Below are 17,152 nucleotides of genomic sequence, written 5' to 3' on the forward strand. Positions count from 1 at the left end.
TCGACAGGCACCGGCGGCGCTTACGGCGCAAGAAGTCATCAAGAAGAAGGGATACGCGGCACGTGATCGAGATCGACCTGGTAGCAGAACGAGCGCAGACCGATCCCGCCGAACCTTTACTTCGAGACCAACATGCCGAACGCCGTCGCAATGGCATAATACCGATCATCCGCTTCCTCTCCAGAGGATGCCGCATTTTGTCTTTGCGACTTGCCCGTCGCTCTCGCTTTGTCGAGGCAATCCTGTCGGGGCCGTTGCGGTCCGTCAAACACCATCTTTATATCCTGCCGATACCCGCAGGGTTGTCGGGCATGTTTCGCCCTGACCGACGAACGACGCCACAGGTGAGAGGGAGAAACGCGTCAATCTTATCCTATACTCCCGCATATTATGCCACCGCCTTCACAGTGCTGATACAGCAAGCAGATGCCGCGCGACTGATTTAGAAAAGCGAAACTCATCGAAAATAGGCAATTGCGAATGCCGTACTCCTGTAGGAGCTCACCGCTTGCTGTCCGCACAACACGTTCTACATCCTTGGAAGCGCTAGCGTGAGGCAGGCATATCCCTACGTATTGTGAAGAGGCATGAGCAGCCCCTAGCTGTTCAGTCCCCGCATCTGGTGAGTCGGGTTGACGATGAACCGGTCTGGCTCTGACTCCCAGATCTTGGCGACGTATTCATAGGGTGTGAGCCCGCTGAGGGTCTTGAGCCGACGGGCGAAGTTGTATGCGGCCATGAAGTCGGTGAGGTGCGTGCGAAGCTGTTCATGGCTGTCGTAGTGGAAACGTTTGACGGTCGCCTCCTTGATGGTCCGGTTCATCCGCTCGACTTGTCCGTTGGTCCACGGATGGTTCGGTTTGGTGAGCCGGTGCTCGATGTTGTTGGCCTCGCAGATCATGTCGAAGCGCATCTGGCGGGACCAGGCGGTGTTCCGGTTACGGGGCTGCTCGGCGAACTGAATGCCGTTGTCGGTCAAGATCGTGTGGATGCGGTAGGGTACGGCTTTCAGCAGGTGCTCGAGGAACTCCCACGCTGTGCGCCTGTCAGCCTTGTCGACCAGTTGGGTGACCGCGAACTTGCTCGTGCGGTCTATGCCGACGAACAGGTAGAGCTTGCCTTCGGCGGTCTGCACTTCGGCGATATCGATGTGGAAGAAACCAATCGGATAACGCTTGAAGCGCTGACGCTTGGGCTTGTCGCCCTCGACATCCGGTAGCCGTGAGATGCCGTGCCGCTGAAGGCAACGGTGCAGCGCTGACCGGGTCAGGTGCGGGATCGATGGCTGCAGCGCGTAGAGGCAGTCGTCGAGCGGCAGCAGGGTGTGGCGCCGGAACGCCACAACCATCGCCTCCTCCGCCTCGGACAGGGTCGTTGAATAAGGGGCCTTCGGCCCGGTCTTCAGGTCCTCGACCGTCACCCTCTTACGCCACTTCGCCACCGTCTTGGGGTTGATCCCCAGCTCCCGGCTCAACGTCGCGAGCGAAGCCTGCGATCGCTGTATTGCTGCTCGGACGGCGTGCGTGGTCGTGGCGCACCCATGACGAACTTGTCCCATGCGGCTTCCTTCCATTCCAACGAAAGGATCGCACCATCAAACCGTGGGATCAAACACCTAGTTCAGTGAAGTGAGCGTCGGATGACATTACATCTCGTCGGGTAAGCCGACTCAGGGACTGGATGAATTGGGCACCGAACCGAAGATCGTCATAATCAACGCGATCTGTTTTACATATGAAGGTGCGGACCAGGTGCTTGTTTTTCGCTGGAAACCGATCGCTCCGCTTTTCGCCATCCGCAACTGTCTGAGGCCCCTATCCGCTGACTGAACGAACGTCTGCTTTGCGCAATCGGTGCCCGAAAGCTACCGGGCTGCCCGCCACCATTGAATGCCGGTCAACTTCCTATCAGTATGTCCTGTAGCTTACCCTGATACTATGCCACCACGATAAGATGTATGGCTCGACCGCATACCATCACGTCGATAGTTTGGAATGCTTGCGCGTCTTTCGCGCCTTGGCCTAAAAACCATCGCTGTGCTGGTGCAGCGAACGTGGCATTCGCGCGAGACAATCCATAGCGATCAGCCGTCACGCTAACGCCTGATGCCGCAGACCGGACAAACCAACGAGGGTTCAGGCTTGCTGATCGTCTGAACCATCTACGCCCGTCCGCTTCCTCGACGACAAGGGCGAATACCGCAGGATGAACATCGGCCAGTCGTAAGGCAGCAGCCATCGCGCTGACGCCGAACGCGGCGGCAGTTTGATAGACGAGATCGAATGACATAGGGACGCCAGCGACCAATGGTTCCAGCATGAAGCGGGGCATGAGCAGGTCGGCAGCATACCCGTCCGCCTCGCGCTCGCAGCCTGCCACTCCGTCTTGTTGGTCGGCGGCGCCATGGCAGATCAGCCGCCGGCCGCGATGATGATGCCAATGACCGAGTTCATGCGCGACGGAGAAACGCTGACGGACGCGGCTGGCCCGGTTGTCGACCGTGATAATCGCCCTGTCGCCCAGACCGACGATCCGCGCATCGCCAACGCCAAGACGACGATAGCGCACCGTCACGCCGACGGCACAGGCGATGACCTCGACATCGATCTCGCCCGGTTCGGTGATGCCGAGGTCATGCAGCAGACGCTCGGCAGGCGGATCAACCGCGTCCGTCACGCAGGGCGGTCGCCTGTTTCGTGGTCAAGTTCGACCAGGTCGTCGATCAGGTCGTCGATGTCGTGGCCATCGTTGCCGCGAGCAGCGAGCGTCATGCGCAGGTCAACATCGTCCGACATGGCTTGCCGCAATTGCGCCCGGAGACGCGCTCGATCGATCGAGACGACCCGAGCCTCGGCACCGGCATCGAGTTTGGCCCGGATCGCGCGCAGGTTCGCCTTCTTTACCGCCAGCTGTGCCTGGGCGATCTCCGCCTGCAGGTCGGCCAGATCAGGCTCAACGTCCTCACCGTCGAGGAAGTCGTCCAGCAGTCGCAGCTGCATCAATTCGTCCGCGTCGGTGGTCATGGTATGCTCCTGTCCTTGGCGGCAGCCGCCAGCTTGCGCTGCAATTGCTTGCGCAACGATGCGAGGCTCTTGGCATCGAGCCCCAGCCGGTTCTGCAAGGCGATGCCCTTCTCGCCGTCGAGTACCGCATCCAGCAGCGTGACCAGTTGCGGGTCGCTCCCGATCGACTGCTGGATCGCGGCGAGGGTCCGCCGGTAATGCAGCGCGTCATGCCCGACCTGCTCCGGACTAGGCGCCAGCGAGGCCATCGCCAGCGTATCGTCTTCGAGGTCGAGCGGGACCGGGTGCAGGCCGTCGCGTTCGGCTTCGCGATCCTGCGAGGTCAGGCTGCGCATTATCCCGATCAGGAAGTTCACGATGTCGTAGCCGCGCCGACATTGGCGACGACCGTCGAGCGCCCGGACGAACGCCTCCTGCCGCAGGTCACCGGAAAGTATGTAATGTCCCTGCGCCAGATAGCGCGACCGCCGCAGCAGACGCTGATGGTCGGTTGTCGTCATTGCTTCCAGCATCGCGTTGACCTCGGCAGTCGAATAGACATCGGCGGGCGGCTGAACCGGTGTTGCTGTCGGTGTGACGGCTGAGATGACGGCCTCCCTTACTCTATAAAGCGGACGGCTCGGCATTCTCGGACAGAAGCGTGAAATATTTATTGGCCGCTGTCCGAATTCGTGAGGTCGTCCGCTTTATAGGTAGAGAGGTTCTGTCACCGGGATGTTGAGCCGTCACGATCGGCCGACGCGATGATCGACCGACCGTGTCAGCCGGTTTGGATCAGGCTGCCAGCGGCCGGGTCCGGACGGCGGCGTGATCGGCGAAGGCCGCACCGCGAGCGACCAGCTTAGCGAGCCGCGCCTCGGCGCGGGCGATGCCGTCGTCGCGGTCGGCCGGCTGGTGGGCCAGTTGGATCAGCTCGCCCGGCGCCAGCCGGTACGCCTTGCGGATGCCGGGCTGAGGCAGGATGATCGCCCGCGATCCATTGCGGCTCAGATACAGGCGGCAGTCGGTCTGCAGGTGGCAGATGCCGTCGCGTACCGCGCACAGCGCGATGTCGGTCAGGTGATAGCCGTCTTCGCCATCGGCAAAATCCAGATACACCAGATCGTTGCCGCTGCTGTGCGCGATGGCGCCCATCCGCAGCCGCCCTTCGGCTCCGCCCATTTCGCCGGCGAGGATCGCCGCGCCGGGCTTCATCGTGCGGCTGCCGACCAGCATCTGGGCGACTGCCTCGGTGTGGCGGCGGATGATCGCGGTCTTGTCGGTCGTCATTATTGTCTTCTCCATTTTCATCCCCGGATCGGGGACCATCCTCCTTCCTTCGTCTCTTGCCCCCGGCAGGCGGGCGGGACCGCTGCGGATCCCGCCCGTCATTGTCAGCCGTCGCGGTAGCGCGGCACCCAGACGTCGTAAAAGGCTTCCCACTCATGCTGGAACCGCGTCTGCGCGGTTTTGGCGACAAGATCGGGGTGCACCTCGCCCCAGCCAGAAGAGCGATGGACGCGCGCCATGCAGACGACATGGGCGTGAGGCCGGCGAGCGGACAGTTCGTCACCTGGCATATGCACGACAGTCATGCTGGTCAGTCGGCGGTGCAGCGCGAGCTTTTCCAGTGTGTACTTGCCGACCAGCGACAGGATGTCGGCGGGTTGCCAGCTATGTGGGAACCGCATGGTGAGTACGACAGCCAGCAGCTTTTGGTGCGCTTTCGTTTTGGCGTCGTAGTCGTGGAAGATGCTTTCCAGCGCGCCGGGTTCGACCGCGATACCGGGCGCCGTGAAGATGCGGTGTGATGCGCAGGTGATCGGCCATAGGCCATCCGCCAGCCAATCCTTATCCGCAGGCTTGCTAGGTTGCAGCTTGGCGCGGGCCAGATCGGCGACGCGGTTCTGCTTTCCCTTCGCACTCTTGCGCAGCAGTGCGTAGCCAAAATCCGGCATCGACCCCATCGGGTCATCGTAGAGCATGTCGTCGGCGTCGGACGGACTGATCCAGGGCAGCGGCTTGCTCATCAGCGATCCCCCCAGACGGCGGCAAGGAAAGTATCGGCACGTTCCAGCCCAGGTTTCAGATCGCAGCCTCCGTCAGCGGCGGACATCCGTGCCAGCATCATTGGGCGCAGGCGACCAGGGGAAAGGCGGAAGAGCGCCCCGCTTTCGTCCGGCTCCGCCGGGTCAGGCACCAGCCATGGCTTAGAGGTACGCGAAAGCCAGAGCCGGCGGGCATGATGCCAGACGGTGCCATGGCGCTGCCACTCGCCGACCGCACAATAAACGGTTCGATGTCCGGCGCTCGACGCTTTCACCACCAGCGCATCGCACCGGGCAATGCGGGTGCCGCGCTCGACGGTGTCGAGATCCCCTCGTGACGGCTCGATCGACGGCACCAGCAGCAGTTCGGCGGCGGCGATGTGTAGGTAATTGCGAAAAGGCGCCGGTATGATCGGCACCGACCGATCGATCCGCCAACCGGCGCGCTCGGCGATGGCCAGCGCTCCGGACAGGGCGCGCGCCTTTGCGAGCTCGCGCTCTCGATTTACGATGTACATAGAAGACCTTGATTTTGCGCGGGAACGGCGGGCTGCTCGCCGGCCCCGCACCATCATTTCGCCTTTACGGCACAGCCGCAGGCACCTTCCAAACCATCATCCCGGCCGGGCTGGCCGGGTTACACTTCGCCTTCGTGATGAAGGCGAAGCGCCCGTTGGCGGCGTAGATCGCTCAACTTTCCCGCTGCACCGCAAAGGTCGTGGAGCAACGTGATCAGCGCCCTTGCGGTCCCTTGCCCCTGACATCGGGGACCATCGGTTCCGCTTTTCCTTTCGGTCTGGTGGCATGGTCAACGGGTATGAGCGTTTCGGCCAACTGACCAAGTTTACCGGATGGGCCAACGAAAGATGCAGGCGTTTTTTCTTCTGGCACCGAGGCAGCTGATGATCGTGCATCGGCGGTTTCACTCAGATCGCGTTGTCGGATAACGCCTGAGGGAAACGCTGGTGAAGATTTACCGCTAACCCGCAAGGTAGCGCCTTTTCTCAGAGGTTGGGCTTCACGCAGCGTACGCGCGGTCCGCAGCGGAACAGGCGGCTCCGGCGGGATCTTAGCGGTATCTGGCGTTGATCGAACCAGCTTGGGTGTGCTCCCGCCGGACGACGATGTCGTGGCAGCCGCGCCAGCTTGTCCATGCTTCCGTTCGGTGTGCCACTCGGCCAGCCGAGCTTGCAGTTCCGTATCATAACCGGGATGAGTCAGTACCAAGCGCTGCTGATCGGTAAGCGCGGCCATATCAACCTGATATCGACTGCCGCTAACGCTGATGGATGCCTCTTCCCGGCGCAGTTTCGCCCACGCCTCCTCCCGGAGTAGCGCTTGTCGACGGTGACCTTCTTTAGCGCGGATTTCCCTGTTCACGTCTTTGATGGACTTCTGAACCACGGTGGCAGCAACCGCTTCCAAGATGCGTTCGTCCGCAACGGATGTAGAAGAAGGCTGTTCGGCACTGTCCCCCGTACGTGCGGGTTCGACACCAATTACTTCGCCATCGGCCGATCTCCGCCGCCGCGCCCGGATAGCACGCAGCCGCTCCTGAACGAGCAGATCCTCGATAAACAGGCGGAACAGACGGTTGATAGACTTTCGATTCTCGGCGGGTCCCAGCGTAGCGACATCGTTCTCGAACATGAGCGCCATCGGATCATCGCCATGCTCGTCGAGCCAGTTGAGCAGGCGCCCGCGTGTCGCATCGTGATACTTCGTCATGACGACCGCCAGCGTGTCATGGCCACGATGCTTGTAAGTGATCGGTCGGGTTGGGATCGATAGCGACGAGCGCACCTTATCGTCGAGGATGTCAGCGGCGACAGCAATCGCATCGGTGGTCCAGATCGCCTGATCAGCTCCGCCTGCCACGACAGCATCCTCGGCTATCCAAGCCTTCGCCTCGCGTTTGCGGCCCTCACTCTTGCTGTGTTTGATGACGGTAACCGCGCGCGAGATGGCCATGTCGCCAACGATCGTGGCCGCCGCTGCCTGCGCACGCTTCAGCACGGCGATCCGTTGGTAGTATCGCCATTGCCGGACGATCTTTTTGGCATCGTCGTCGACCTGCGCCAGCCACACCGCCGCCGCGCGTCGAATGATCGACAGCTCCTGTGCCGCGACATGACGCACGTCGCGCAGCCGATCGTTGAAGATGATACGCGCATTGCGGCTGCCCGCCTTGGTGACCAGCCCGCTTTTCTCATTGGCGACGATTCTGTCGCCGAGATGCTCGAGCCGGTCCTGCCGAATGCCGTTGTCGCGATAAGTTCCGGTCACGTAGCGCGTCGCTTTGGCGGTGCCGTTGGCTACGTCGTTGGCGATGGCGACGTAATCGGCGCGCATCTGCTTGAAATAGGCTTCGCCAGCTTCATGGCGGTTCTGGCCCTCATCACCGCGTAAGGCTCCGATCTTTTTCTGCCGATACGGATACTGCCACTTGCCGTTACGCTTGCGGAGGCGGACCTCAAAATCCCAGCAGCCCGGACCTCCGGCTTTGCCATCGGTGCTCATGCCGTCCAGCCATTTGCACGGCCGATCATAGGCATCGACATGCAAATGAATGTTGCGCGGGTCGTTCTTAGGGTCCGGGCAGTGGATCGCGGCCACATACATCCAACCTTCGCGGTCCAGCCGCGCGCAGAAGCGTTGCATGATCGTGCGGTGTTGGCGAGCGTCTAGACCATGCGGCAGTTCGACGACGAAACGGGTCTGGACGCGACCCGATCGCCCCTGTTTGAAATCCGGCAGCGCCGGATTGTCCGGCCCGAGATGTTCGTCGGCCCAGCACAGACGATCATACGCCTCGACAAGATCGACGTCGGCGATCGTGACCAGACGGTCGCGATGCTTACGCTTGGCTTTTGACGCCTTCGCGATGTCGGCGGCTCGTTCCTGTTCGAGCAGCCGCGCCGCTTCCTTCACCCAAAGCGGCGCGTCGGCCGCGGCCGCCAGTTCGGCCCATGCATCCTTTCGCTCGGTCGAAACCTCCAGCGTGCCGCGTTTGGCTTCCCGCTCGCATTGCTCGGCGGCTTCGAATAGCCCGCGCTGTCGCGACGGACCGCCCGGAATGTTGGAGAGGATGGCCAAGGCGTTCCGTTCGCGGTGGTCGGCTTCGAAGTCGAGAATGTCCATCGCCGGCATGCCACTTGCCGCCGTCATTGATCCGGTCTGGCGCGTGATATAGTCGAAATGTGTCCGGTACGTCGTGCGGGCGCCTTCGGTCAGATAATCGAAATGCTCGGCGGCAACGGTGCTGCGTGCCGGGTAGCGGTCATGGGTGGCCCCATCCACGGACCGGGGAACGGCGGTGCGGGTGACATGGGACACCGCCAGATGTGGAATTCGCATGTCCACGCGTTGCCGGGACGTGGAGGAAATCGGGCTGGCATAGCGAAAGTCGCATCGCCGCGATGCCGTACGGGTGTCGGCTGTTTTCCGGGGCGACCGGGTTGGGCCGGACGACGATCGATCGGGTTCGCCCTGTACCCGGAAGCCGAAGCGGCGTAGCGACCCGGCAACGGCTTCGCGATCTTCCCGCGCCACGCGTGCCAGACGCGCCGCGACCTGATGGGCGAATTCGGGATAGGGCGCGGGGTCGAACGGGTCCATGGCAGTCATTGTCCCAGCCCGGACCGGGGTTCGACAAGCCCCCCTTCGAACATGCCCTATGTAAAGAGGCTTGCAGTCGTAGCGGGGTCTGCTCGCCAACAACGCGATTTCCTGCTCACGCTATTTTCCAACAGCTTCGACCACCAGCGGGAGGTTGATCAGACGGCCATAGGTTGTCCCGTTTCTCCATTGGCACAGGACATTTCCGGGAAAATCCGATCGGGAGCAAATTTTGTGACAATAGCGCCCTCGTTGCTATCGAGCGGGGCTTGCCGCCGTCAGCCGACCCACGCGACCTTCCCAATGGGAGAAAGCACATGGGTCGGCTGCCGATCACCATGCCGTCGATCAAGGTCGCGCGCGAGGGCTGTGCGACGCCCTGCACCGTCCGCAAAGAGAAGAAATCGGCTGTCGCACCATTCCGCTTGACGATGAGGGCATTGGTGGCGGTGGCCATCGTGATGTCGCCTCGTCACTTAGTGTCTGCGTGTTGAGGGCACCAAGGTCGCCGACTTCATGAACGTAGACGCAATCGACCTCCTCACCGGGCGCTAGCACCGCAGATCGAGATGCTCCCACACCCGCCTTCGAACAAGGGCTCAAAGCCGCCACCGGGCCACACATGGCCAAATTCGACGAAAGCGACATACAGACACCAATATCAAAAACGATGATGCATCCATATTAAGTCGTATTTAAACGAATTTTTACCGTTGCAGGCTAATCTTCGCCGTACATACGGCTGGAATTACGCAGCCACTGGGGCTTCCCCTAGACAATCAAATAAACGTAATTACCCCCGGCGGCGACTTTATAAGTCTCCGTAATACAAGGCGAATATCGAATGCCATCGCGAATGCATCGAGAGACTTTGATGAAAATCATAGCCACCTTGATCGATATGGCGTTCCATGCAAAACACAAAAATGATCGGCGCACTCCGACGCTATCCGTCGTCGCGATGACTGTCGGCGCGACCGATGTTCGATCCTCGCCCCTTTCGGGTAGAAAACATCCTGCTAAAGCTTGTGGCGCAATCAAACGGTCATTGCTCCCTACCGCCTTGCTTTCATTATTGATGTTTGTGAACATCAATCCCGCTCTAGCAATGTCGAATGGCTGCAGCGCTATCAACGCGCTCTCCGGTTCTTCGTCTCTTTCCTACGGCAGCAATAGATACAGGGCCTCAGAGTTTGCGACTGGTGACTCCTTGACGCTACGCTTCACAGATAGCGGCGCTGGCAAGGGGCTGCCCCCTACGAATACAGACAGCTTATCCATAGCACGATACGACCTTTCAAATGCCCAAACATATAACGCGACGAATTCCACCAGCAACACCACGAACAACGTCGCAATTACTGTTCCGGCTGGCAGCCTCGAGACTTATGGGGCTAGCATAAGAGCGAGCACCTCTCGTGGTCAGATCAGCAACCTGGTGTTCACCTGCACTAGTCGTTCGGCCGCTTCCACGGACGCAACCCTTTCGGGGCTGTCGCTTTCCACGGGCAATCTATCGCCAGCCTTCTCCAGCGGCACGACCAATTACAGTTCCGTCGTCGGCAACGCGACGACATCGCTGACGGTTATGCCCACTGCCGCAGACAGCGGAAGCACCATTAACGTCAATGGCTCCTTGGTTGCGTCGGGCAATACCTCAGGTCCGATCAACCTCGCAGTCGGTTCGAACTCGCTTACGATTATCGTCGGGGCGGCCGATGGCCTGACTACCAAATCTTATTCCATCACCGTGACGAGAGCCGAAGCTGCACCGATTGCCAACAATGTTGCCGCAACAGTGGTAGCCAACAGTTCGAGCAACACCGTAGCCCTTTCGATTTCCGGCTCGGCTTCTTCGGTGACTGTCTCAAGTTTGCCAACTCATGGCACGGCAACGGCCAGTGGCACCAGCATCACCTACACGCCGAGCGCCGGATACTCGGGTAACGATAGTTTCACCTACACTGCGACCAATTCCTCAGGCACTAGTGCGCCTGCGACTGTCACCGTTTCTGTAACCCCGCCGACGCTGGCATTGGCACCGGCAACATTGCCGGGTGCGACTGCGGGGACTGCGTACAGCCAAGCGCTCAGCACCTCGGGCGGGACCGCACCGTACAATTATGCCCTCACTGCAGGGGCGCTGCCGGCCGGGCTGACCCTGTCGAGCACCGGTACACTGTCCGGCACGCCAACTGTTTCGGGCACGTTCAACCTGACCGTCACTGCCACCGACGCGCAGAATTTCACCACCGCGCGTGCCTATGGCCTTACCGTTGCCGCCCCGGCACCGGTGGCTGGCGCGGTCAGCATGACCGTCGCCGCCAACAGCCCCGCCAATGCTGTGACGCTCAATCTTTCAGGTGGTACCGCGACCTCAATCGCGATCGGCACGCCACCCAACCATGGCGTCCTCGCTGGTTCGGGCACCGCGATCACCTACACGCCTGCCGCGAACTATTCGGGAAGCGACAGTTTCACCTACACCGCGACCAATGCCAGTGGCACGAGTGCGCCTGCAACGGTTACCATCACCGTGACCGCACCGACTCTGACGCTGAGCCCGACAACGCTACTGGGCGCGACGGCCGGGACCGCGTATAGCCAAGCCCTCGCCACCATGGGCGGCGCCGCACCGTACAGCTATTCCGTCACCGCTGGCGCGCTGCCCGCCGGAGTCTCCCTGTCATCGACCGGTACCCTGTCAGGCACGCCAACTACAGCGGGCACGTTCAACGTTACCGTCACTGCGACAGACGCGCAGAATTTCACGGCTACTCGTGCCTTCACACTCACCGTCGCCGTCCAGGCACCGGTGGCGGGCGCGGTCAGCATGACCGTCGCTGCCAACAGTACTGCCAATGCGGTGACGCTTGCCCTGTCGGGCGGGGCTGCGACCTCGGTCGCCGTCGCCACCCCGCCGAGCCACGGCACGGCCACCGCCTCGAGCACCGGCATCAGCTACACGCCGACCGCAGGCTATTCGGGGAGCGACAGCTTCACCTACACTGTGACTAACGCCTCGGGCACCAGCGCAGTCGCGACCGTCACCGTGACGGTGAGTGCACCGACGCTGACGCTGGCGCCGGCAACGCTGCCGAGCGGGACTGCGGGGACTGCCTACAGCCAAGCGCTCAGCACTTCGGGCGGCACCGCGCCGTACAACTATGCGGTGACCGCTGGCGCGTTGCCGAACGGCCTCACCCTGTCGAGCACCGGCACGCTGTCGGGCACGCCCGCAACATCGGGGGCATTCAATTTTACGATCACCGCGACTGACGCCCAGAACTTCACCGTCACGCGCGCCTATACCATTACCGTTGCCGTCCAGGCACCGGTGGCCGGCGCGGTCAGCACGACCGTTAACGCCAACAGCACCGCCAATGCGGTGACGCTCGCCCTGTCGGGTGGCGCTGCGACCTCGGTCGCCGTCGCCACCGCGCCGAGCCATGGCACCGCCACCGCCTCGGGGACCGGCATCAGCTACACGCCGGCGGCAGGCTATTCGGGGAGCGACAGCTTCACCTACACCGCGACCAATGCGTCCGGCACCAGTGCTGCGGCCACCGTCACCGTCACGGTGACCGCGCCGACGCTGGTCGTCGCACCGGCCTCGGGTCCGTTGCCCCCGGCGACCGTCGGTACCGCCTACAGCACCACGCTGACCAGCACCGGCGGCACCGCGCCGTACAGCTACAGCGCCACGGGTTTGCCCGCCGGCGTCACGCTGGCGGCAAACGGTACCCTGTCGGGCACGCCGACTACCGCTGGCAGCTACACCGTCACGGTCGCGATCACCGATGCCAACGGCGCCACCGGCACCGCGACCTATACGCTGGAGGTTGCCGTCCAGGCGCCGGTGGCGGGTGCCGTCAGCACGACTGTTGCCGCCAACAGCAGCGCCAATGCGGTGACGCTCGCCCTGTCGGGCGGGGCTGCGACCTCGGTCGCCGTCGCCACCGCGCCGGCCCACGGCACGGCCACCGCCTCGGGCACCGGCATCAGCTACACGCCGGCCGCCGGTTATTCGGGCAGCGACAGCTTCACCTACACTGCGACCAATGCGTCCGGCACCAGTGCTGCGGCGACCGTCACCGTCACGGTGACCGCGCCGACGCTGGTCGTCGCACCGGCCTCGGGTCCGCTGCCCTCGGCGACCGTCGGCACCGCCTATAGCGCGACGCTGACCAGCACCGGTGGCACCGCGCCGTACGGCTACCGCGCCACGGGTCTGCCCGCCGGCGTCACGCTGGCCGCCAACGGTACCCTGTCGGGCACGCCGACCACCGCCGGCAGCTACACCGTCACCGTAGCGGTCACCGACGCCCATGGCGCCACCGGCACCGCAACCTATACGCTGGAGGTTGCCGTCCAGGCACCGGTGGCCGGCGCGGTCAGCACGACCGTTGCCGCCAACAGCACCGCCAATGCGGTGACGCTCGCCCTGTCGGGTGGCGCTGCGACCTCGGTCGCGGTTGCTACGGCACCGAGCCACGGCACCGCCACCGCCTCGGGTACCGGCATCAGCTACACGCCGGCCGCGGGCTATTCGGGGAGCGACAGCTTCACCTACACTGCCACCAACGCCTCGGGCACCAGTGCTGCGGCGACCGTCACCGTCATGGTGAACGCGCCGACGCTGGTCGTCGCACCGGCCTCGGGTCCGTTGCCCTCGGCGACCGTCGGCACCGCCTATAGCGCGACGCTGACCAGCACCGGTGGCACCGCGCCGTACAGCTACACCGCCACGGGCCTGCCCGCCGGCGTCACGCTGGCCGCCAACGGCACACTCTCGGGTACGCCGACCACGGCGGGCAGCTACACCGTCACCGTCGCGGTCACCGACGCCCATGGCGCCACCGGTACCGCGACCTATACGCTGGAGGTTGCCGTCCAGGCACCGGTGGCGGGTGCCGTCAGCACGACCGTCGCCGCCAACAGCAGCGCCAATGCGGTGACGCTCGCCCTGTCGGGTGGCGCTGCGACCTCGGTCGCCGTCGCCACCGCGCCGAGCCACGGCACCGCCACTGCCTCGGGCACCGGCATCAGCTACACGCCGACCGCGGGCTATTCGGGGAGCGACAGCTTCACCTACACCGCGACCAATGCCTCGGGCACCAGTGCGCCTGCGACCGTCACCGTGACGGTGACCGCCCCGACGCTGGTCGTCGCACCGGCCTCGGGACCGTTGCCTGCGGCGACCGTCGGCACCGCGTACGCCGCGACGCTGACCAGCACCGGCGGCACTGCGCCGTACAGCTACACCGCCACGGGCCTGCCCGCCGGCGTCACGCTGGCCGCCAACGGCACGCTCTCGGGCACGCCGACCACCGCCGGCAGCTACACCGTCACGGTCGCGATCACCGATGCCCATAGCGCCACCGGCACCGCGACCTATACGCTGGAGGTTGCCGTCCAGGCACCGGTGGCCGGTGCGGTCAGCACGACCGTTGCCGCCAACAGCAGCGCCAATGCGGTGACGCTCGCCCTGTCGGGTGGCGCTGCGACCTCGGTCGCCGTCGTGACGGCTCCGGCGCATGGCACGGCCACCGCCTCGGGGACCGGCATCAGCTACACGCCGGCCGCGGGCTATTCGGGAAGCGACAGCTTCACCTACACCGCGACCAATGCGTCCGGCACCAGTGCTGCGGCGACCGTCACCGTCACGGTGACCGCCCCGACGCTGGTCGTAGCACCGGCCTCGGGTCCGTTGCCCTCGGCGACCGTCGGTACCGCCTATAGCGCGACGCTGACCAGCACCGGCGGCACCGCGCCGTACCGCTACACCGCCACGGGCCTGCCCGCCGGCGTCACGTTGGCCGCCAACGGCACGCTCTCGGGCACGCCGACCACCGCCGGCAGCTACACCGTCACCGTCACGGTCACTGACGCCCATGGCGCTACCGGCACCGCGACCTATACGCTGGAGGTCGCCGTCCAGGCACCGGTGGCCGGCGCGGTCAGCGCGATCGTCGCCGCCAACAGCACCGCCAATACGGTGACGCTCGCCCTGTCGGGTGGCGCTGCGACCTCGGTCGCAGTTGCTACGGCACCGGGCCACGGCACCGCCACCGCCTCGGGGACCGGCATCAGCTACACGCCGGCGGCAGGCTATTCGGGGAGCGACAGCTTCACCTACACCGCGACCAATGCGTCCGGCACCAGTGCTGCGGCCACCGTCACCGTCACGGTGACCGCTCCAACGCTGGTCGTCGCACCGGCCTCGGGTCCGTTGCCTGCGGCGACCGTCGGCACCGCCTATAGCGCGACGCTGACCAGCACCGGCGGCACCGCGCCGTACGGCTACAGCGCCACGGGCCTGCCCGCCGGCGTCACGCTGGCCGCCAACGGTACCCTGTCGGGTACGCCGACCACCGCCGGCAGCTACACCGTCATCGTCACGGTTACCGACGCGCATGGTGCTACCGGCACCGCAACCTATACGCTGACCGTTAACCCGCCGCCGCCGCCGGTCGTTGCCGATCCGGTGACGACTTCGGTCGCGGCCAATACCAAGACCGAGGCCGGCAAAAGTGTCAGCCTCAACCTGTCGAGCCTGGTCACCGGTCAGTTCGATGATATCCGCATCGTCACCCAGCCCGCGCATGGCACGGTCACGATCACGCGGACGCTTGCGATGCGCGGAATTGGTGGATCGCCGCTGATGGCGATGGCCATCGCCATGTCCTCGGTATCGGTGCCGGGTCAGATCATTGCGGTCTATACCCCGGAAGCGGGATACCAGGGGACGGACACCTTCCAATATGTCGCGGTCGGACCGGGCGGCACTTCGGCACCGGCAACCGCCACCATTCAGGTGGTCGGCACGGCACCCACCGCCCAGGCGATCACCGCATCCGCGACCGATGGCCAGTCCATTTCGGTGGATATCACCGCAAACGCTGCGGGTGGTCCGTTCACGGCCGCCACGGTGACCAGCGTATCGCCTGCGGATCAGGCGACCGCGACGATCGTCTCCAACGGCACGGCCGAGGCGCGGACCTTCCGCCTGCAAGTGACGCCCAAGGCTCGCTTCAACGGGACGATCGAGGTCGGGTACACGCTCGCCAACGTGTTCGGTACGTCGGCACCGGCCGTGGTGACGATCAACGTCACGGCACGCCCCGACCCGTCGCAGGATGCCAAGGTACGCGCGATGAGCGATGCGCAGGCCGAGGCGGCACGCCGCTTCTCACGGGCGCAGGTTGCCAACTTCATGAGCCATGCCGAAGCTCTGCACGGAGCCGAATGCGGTCGTTCGATCAATGGCCTGCGCCTGGGGTCGACGGACATGCCGGGCAGCTCGCACATGCCGGGGCAGCCGATCGAGCGTAGCTTGTCCGAACGTGACCGTCGTGGCGCACGCACCGGCGATCCGTCGGAGCAGGACGAACGCCGAGATGAAGGTCGGGACGTCGCGCCCGCCGGATGCGGTGGACGGGTCGGGCTGTGGTCCGGCGGTACCATCGACATCGGTACGCGCGATGCGATCACCGGTCGGTCGAAGGTCACTGCCACGACTTCGGGCGTGAGTGCAGGTGTCGATCTCCACATCGCCAAGGGGATTACCCTCGGCATCGGCGGCGGGCTTGGCCATGATCGCAGCACGATTGCTGGTGGCGCCGGTCAGGTTAACAGCGACAGCCAGGTGGTGACCATCTACGGCAGCGCGGCGCCGCTGCAGGGCTGGTTCGTTGACGGCATGGTCGCACATGGTTGGCTTGATTACTCGATGCGACGGCTTGACGAGGGTGCGGGAGCGTTGGCGACCGCGGACCGGTCGGGCAGCTTCACGACCGGTGCGCTGTCGTCGGGGATCGACCGTACTACCGGCGCGCTGCGCTGGTCGGTCTATGGCCGGGCAGAATATCTGAACGGTCGCCTGAACCGCTACATCGAGGAAGGTGCCGGCATCTACAATCTGCGCTTCGATGATCGCGACCTGCAATCCGTAACCGGTGCGCTCGGCGTTCGCCTTGCGTGGCAGCGGCCCGTGCCCTTCGGGGTATTGACCGGACGGTTGCGGACCGAGTGGCTGCACGAGTTCACCGGTGGCACCCGCCAAGGGCTGGACTATGCCGATGTTGCCGGGCCGTCCTATTACAGCCTGCTCGCGTCCGGGTGGTCGCGCGAACAATTCATGTTCGCACCCGGCATCGGCCTGACGCTACCGTCGGGGTGGGATGTCGGGCTGGATGTGGGCGTTCGGGTCGCCAACGGCGAACGCGCCGCAACCACCGGGGTACAAGTTCGGAAGCAGTTCTGATGCGGAAAGGGCGGTCAGTTGTACGTCGAGCATCGACCCGCCTTTTCCGTCCTGGCACTTCGTAAATGCTGTCGATAGTCTCAGTACCGATCCGCCCATCCTGTCGGGCAAAATCGCAGAGCAGCTTTCTTATTGCCTTCCGAATATGGTTTTAGAGCAGATCAACCAAATCTCATTTCTCGATCCCTCTGGGGACGGTCGCAGCCAGCGCGCTTCGA

General features: G+C 63.9%; 10 protein-coding genes. 2 read left to right on the top strand and 8 right to left on the bottom strand.

Annotated elements, in window-relative coordinates; genetic code table 11:
• Positions 1 to 62: 62 nt before the first annotated feature.
• Positions 63 to 446 carry a hypothetical protein gene (locus SOM26_RS16105; protein WP_320453731.1) on the top strand — a complete coding sequence of 128 codons (384 nt, stop codon included), beginning with the start codon at positions 63 to 65 and terminating at the stop codon, positions 444 to 446.
• Positions 447 to 598: 152 nt separating this feature from the next.
• Here the strand turns inward: SOM26_RS16105 and SOM26_RS16110 are convergent, their stop codons facing one another.
• The 8 genes from SOM26_RS16110 to SOM26_RS16145 all read right to left on the bottom strand — a co-directional run bounded on the left by SOM26_RS16110 (position 599) and on the right by SOM26_RS16145 (position 8,668).
• Positions 599 to 1,558 carry an IS481 family transposase gene (locus SOM26_RS16110; RefSeq protein ID WP_320453732.1) on the bottom strand — a complete coding sequence of 320 codons (960 nt, stop codon included), beginning with the start codon at positions 1,556 to 1,558 and terminating at the stop codon, positions 599 to 601.
• Positions 1,559 to 1,935: 377 nt separating this feature from the next.
• Positions 1,936 to 2,676: an ImmA/IrrE family metallo-endopeptidase gene (locus SOM26_RS16115; RefSeq protein WP_320453733.1), complete on the bottom strand. Its 741-nt coding sequence runs from the start codon at positions 2,674 to 2,676 to the stop codon at positions 1,936 to 1,938.
• On the bottom strand, positions 2,673 to 3,023 hold the full coding sequence (locus SOM26_RS16120) for an HlyD family secretion protein (RefSeq protein ID WP_320453734.1): 351 nt from the start codon (positions 3,021 to 3,023) through the stop codon (positions 2,673 to 2,675). Before SOM26_RS16120 ends, SOM26_RS16115 begins: the two co-directional genes overlap by 4 nt.
• Positions 3,020 to 3,523 carry a hypothetical protein gene (locus SOM26_RS16125; RefSeq protein WP_320453735.1) on the bottom strand — a complete coding sequence of 168 codons (504 nt, stop codon included), beginning with the start codon at positions 3,521 to 3,523 and terminating at the stop codon, positions 3,020 to 3,022. The genes SOM26_RS16120 and SOM26_RS16125 overlap by 4 nt, the downstream gene beginning before the upstream one ends.
• A 274-nt stretch (positions 3,524 to 3,797) precedes the next feature.
• The gene (locus SOM26_RS16130) at positions 3,798 to 4,331 is read right to left on the bottom strand and encodes a hypothetical protein (RefSeq protein WP_320453736.1); all 534 of its coding nucleotides are present in this window, start codon (positions 4,329 to 4,331) and stop codon (positions 3,798 to 3,800) included.
• A gap of 65 nt (positions 4,332 to 4,396) precedes the next feature.
• Complete coding sequence (locus SOM26_RS16135) at positions 4,397 to 5,032, bottom strand: hypothetical protein (protein WP_320453737.1); 636 nt, start codon at positions 5,030 to 5,032, stop codon at positions 4,397 to 4,399.
• Positions 5,032 to 5,568: a hypothetical protein gene (locus tag SOM26_RS16140; protein ID WP_320453738.1), complete on the bottom strand. Its 537-nt coding sequence runs from the start codon at positions 5,566 to 5,568 to the stop codon at positions 5,032 to 5,034. The genes SOM26_RS16135 and SOM26_RS16140 overlap by 1 nt, the downstream gene beginning before the upstream one ends.
• A gap of 214 nt (positions 5,569 to 5,782) precedes the next feature.
• Positions 5,783 to 8,668 (bottom strand): MobA/MobL family protein, encoded by a 2,886-nt coding sequence (locus tag SOM26_RS16145; protein WP_320453739.1) that lies wholly within the window; start codon positions 8,666 to 8,668, stop codon positions 5,783 to 5,785.
• Between the two features lie 1,108 nt (positions 8,669 to 9,776).
• Here SOM26_RS16145 and SOM26_RS16150 point away from each other — a divergent pair.
• Positions 9,777 to 16,934 (top strand): Ig-like domain-containing protein, encoded by a 7,158-nt coding sequence (locus tag SOM26_RS16150; RefSeq protein ID WP_414712080.1) that lies wholly within the window; start codon positions 9,777 to 9,779, stop codon positions 16,932 to 16,934.
• Positions 16,935 to 17,152 lie beyond the last annotated feature (218 nt).

This window comes from Sphingomonas sp. CFBP8993 (genome assembly GCF_034044895.1).
Classification (GTDB): domain Bacteria; phylum Pseudomonadota; class Alphaproteobacteria; order Sphingomonadales; family Sphingomonadaceae; genus Sphingomonas.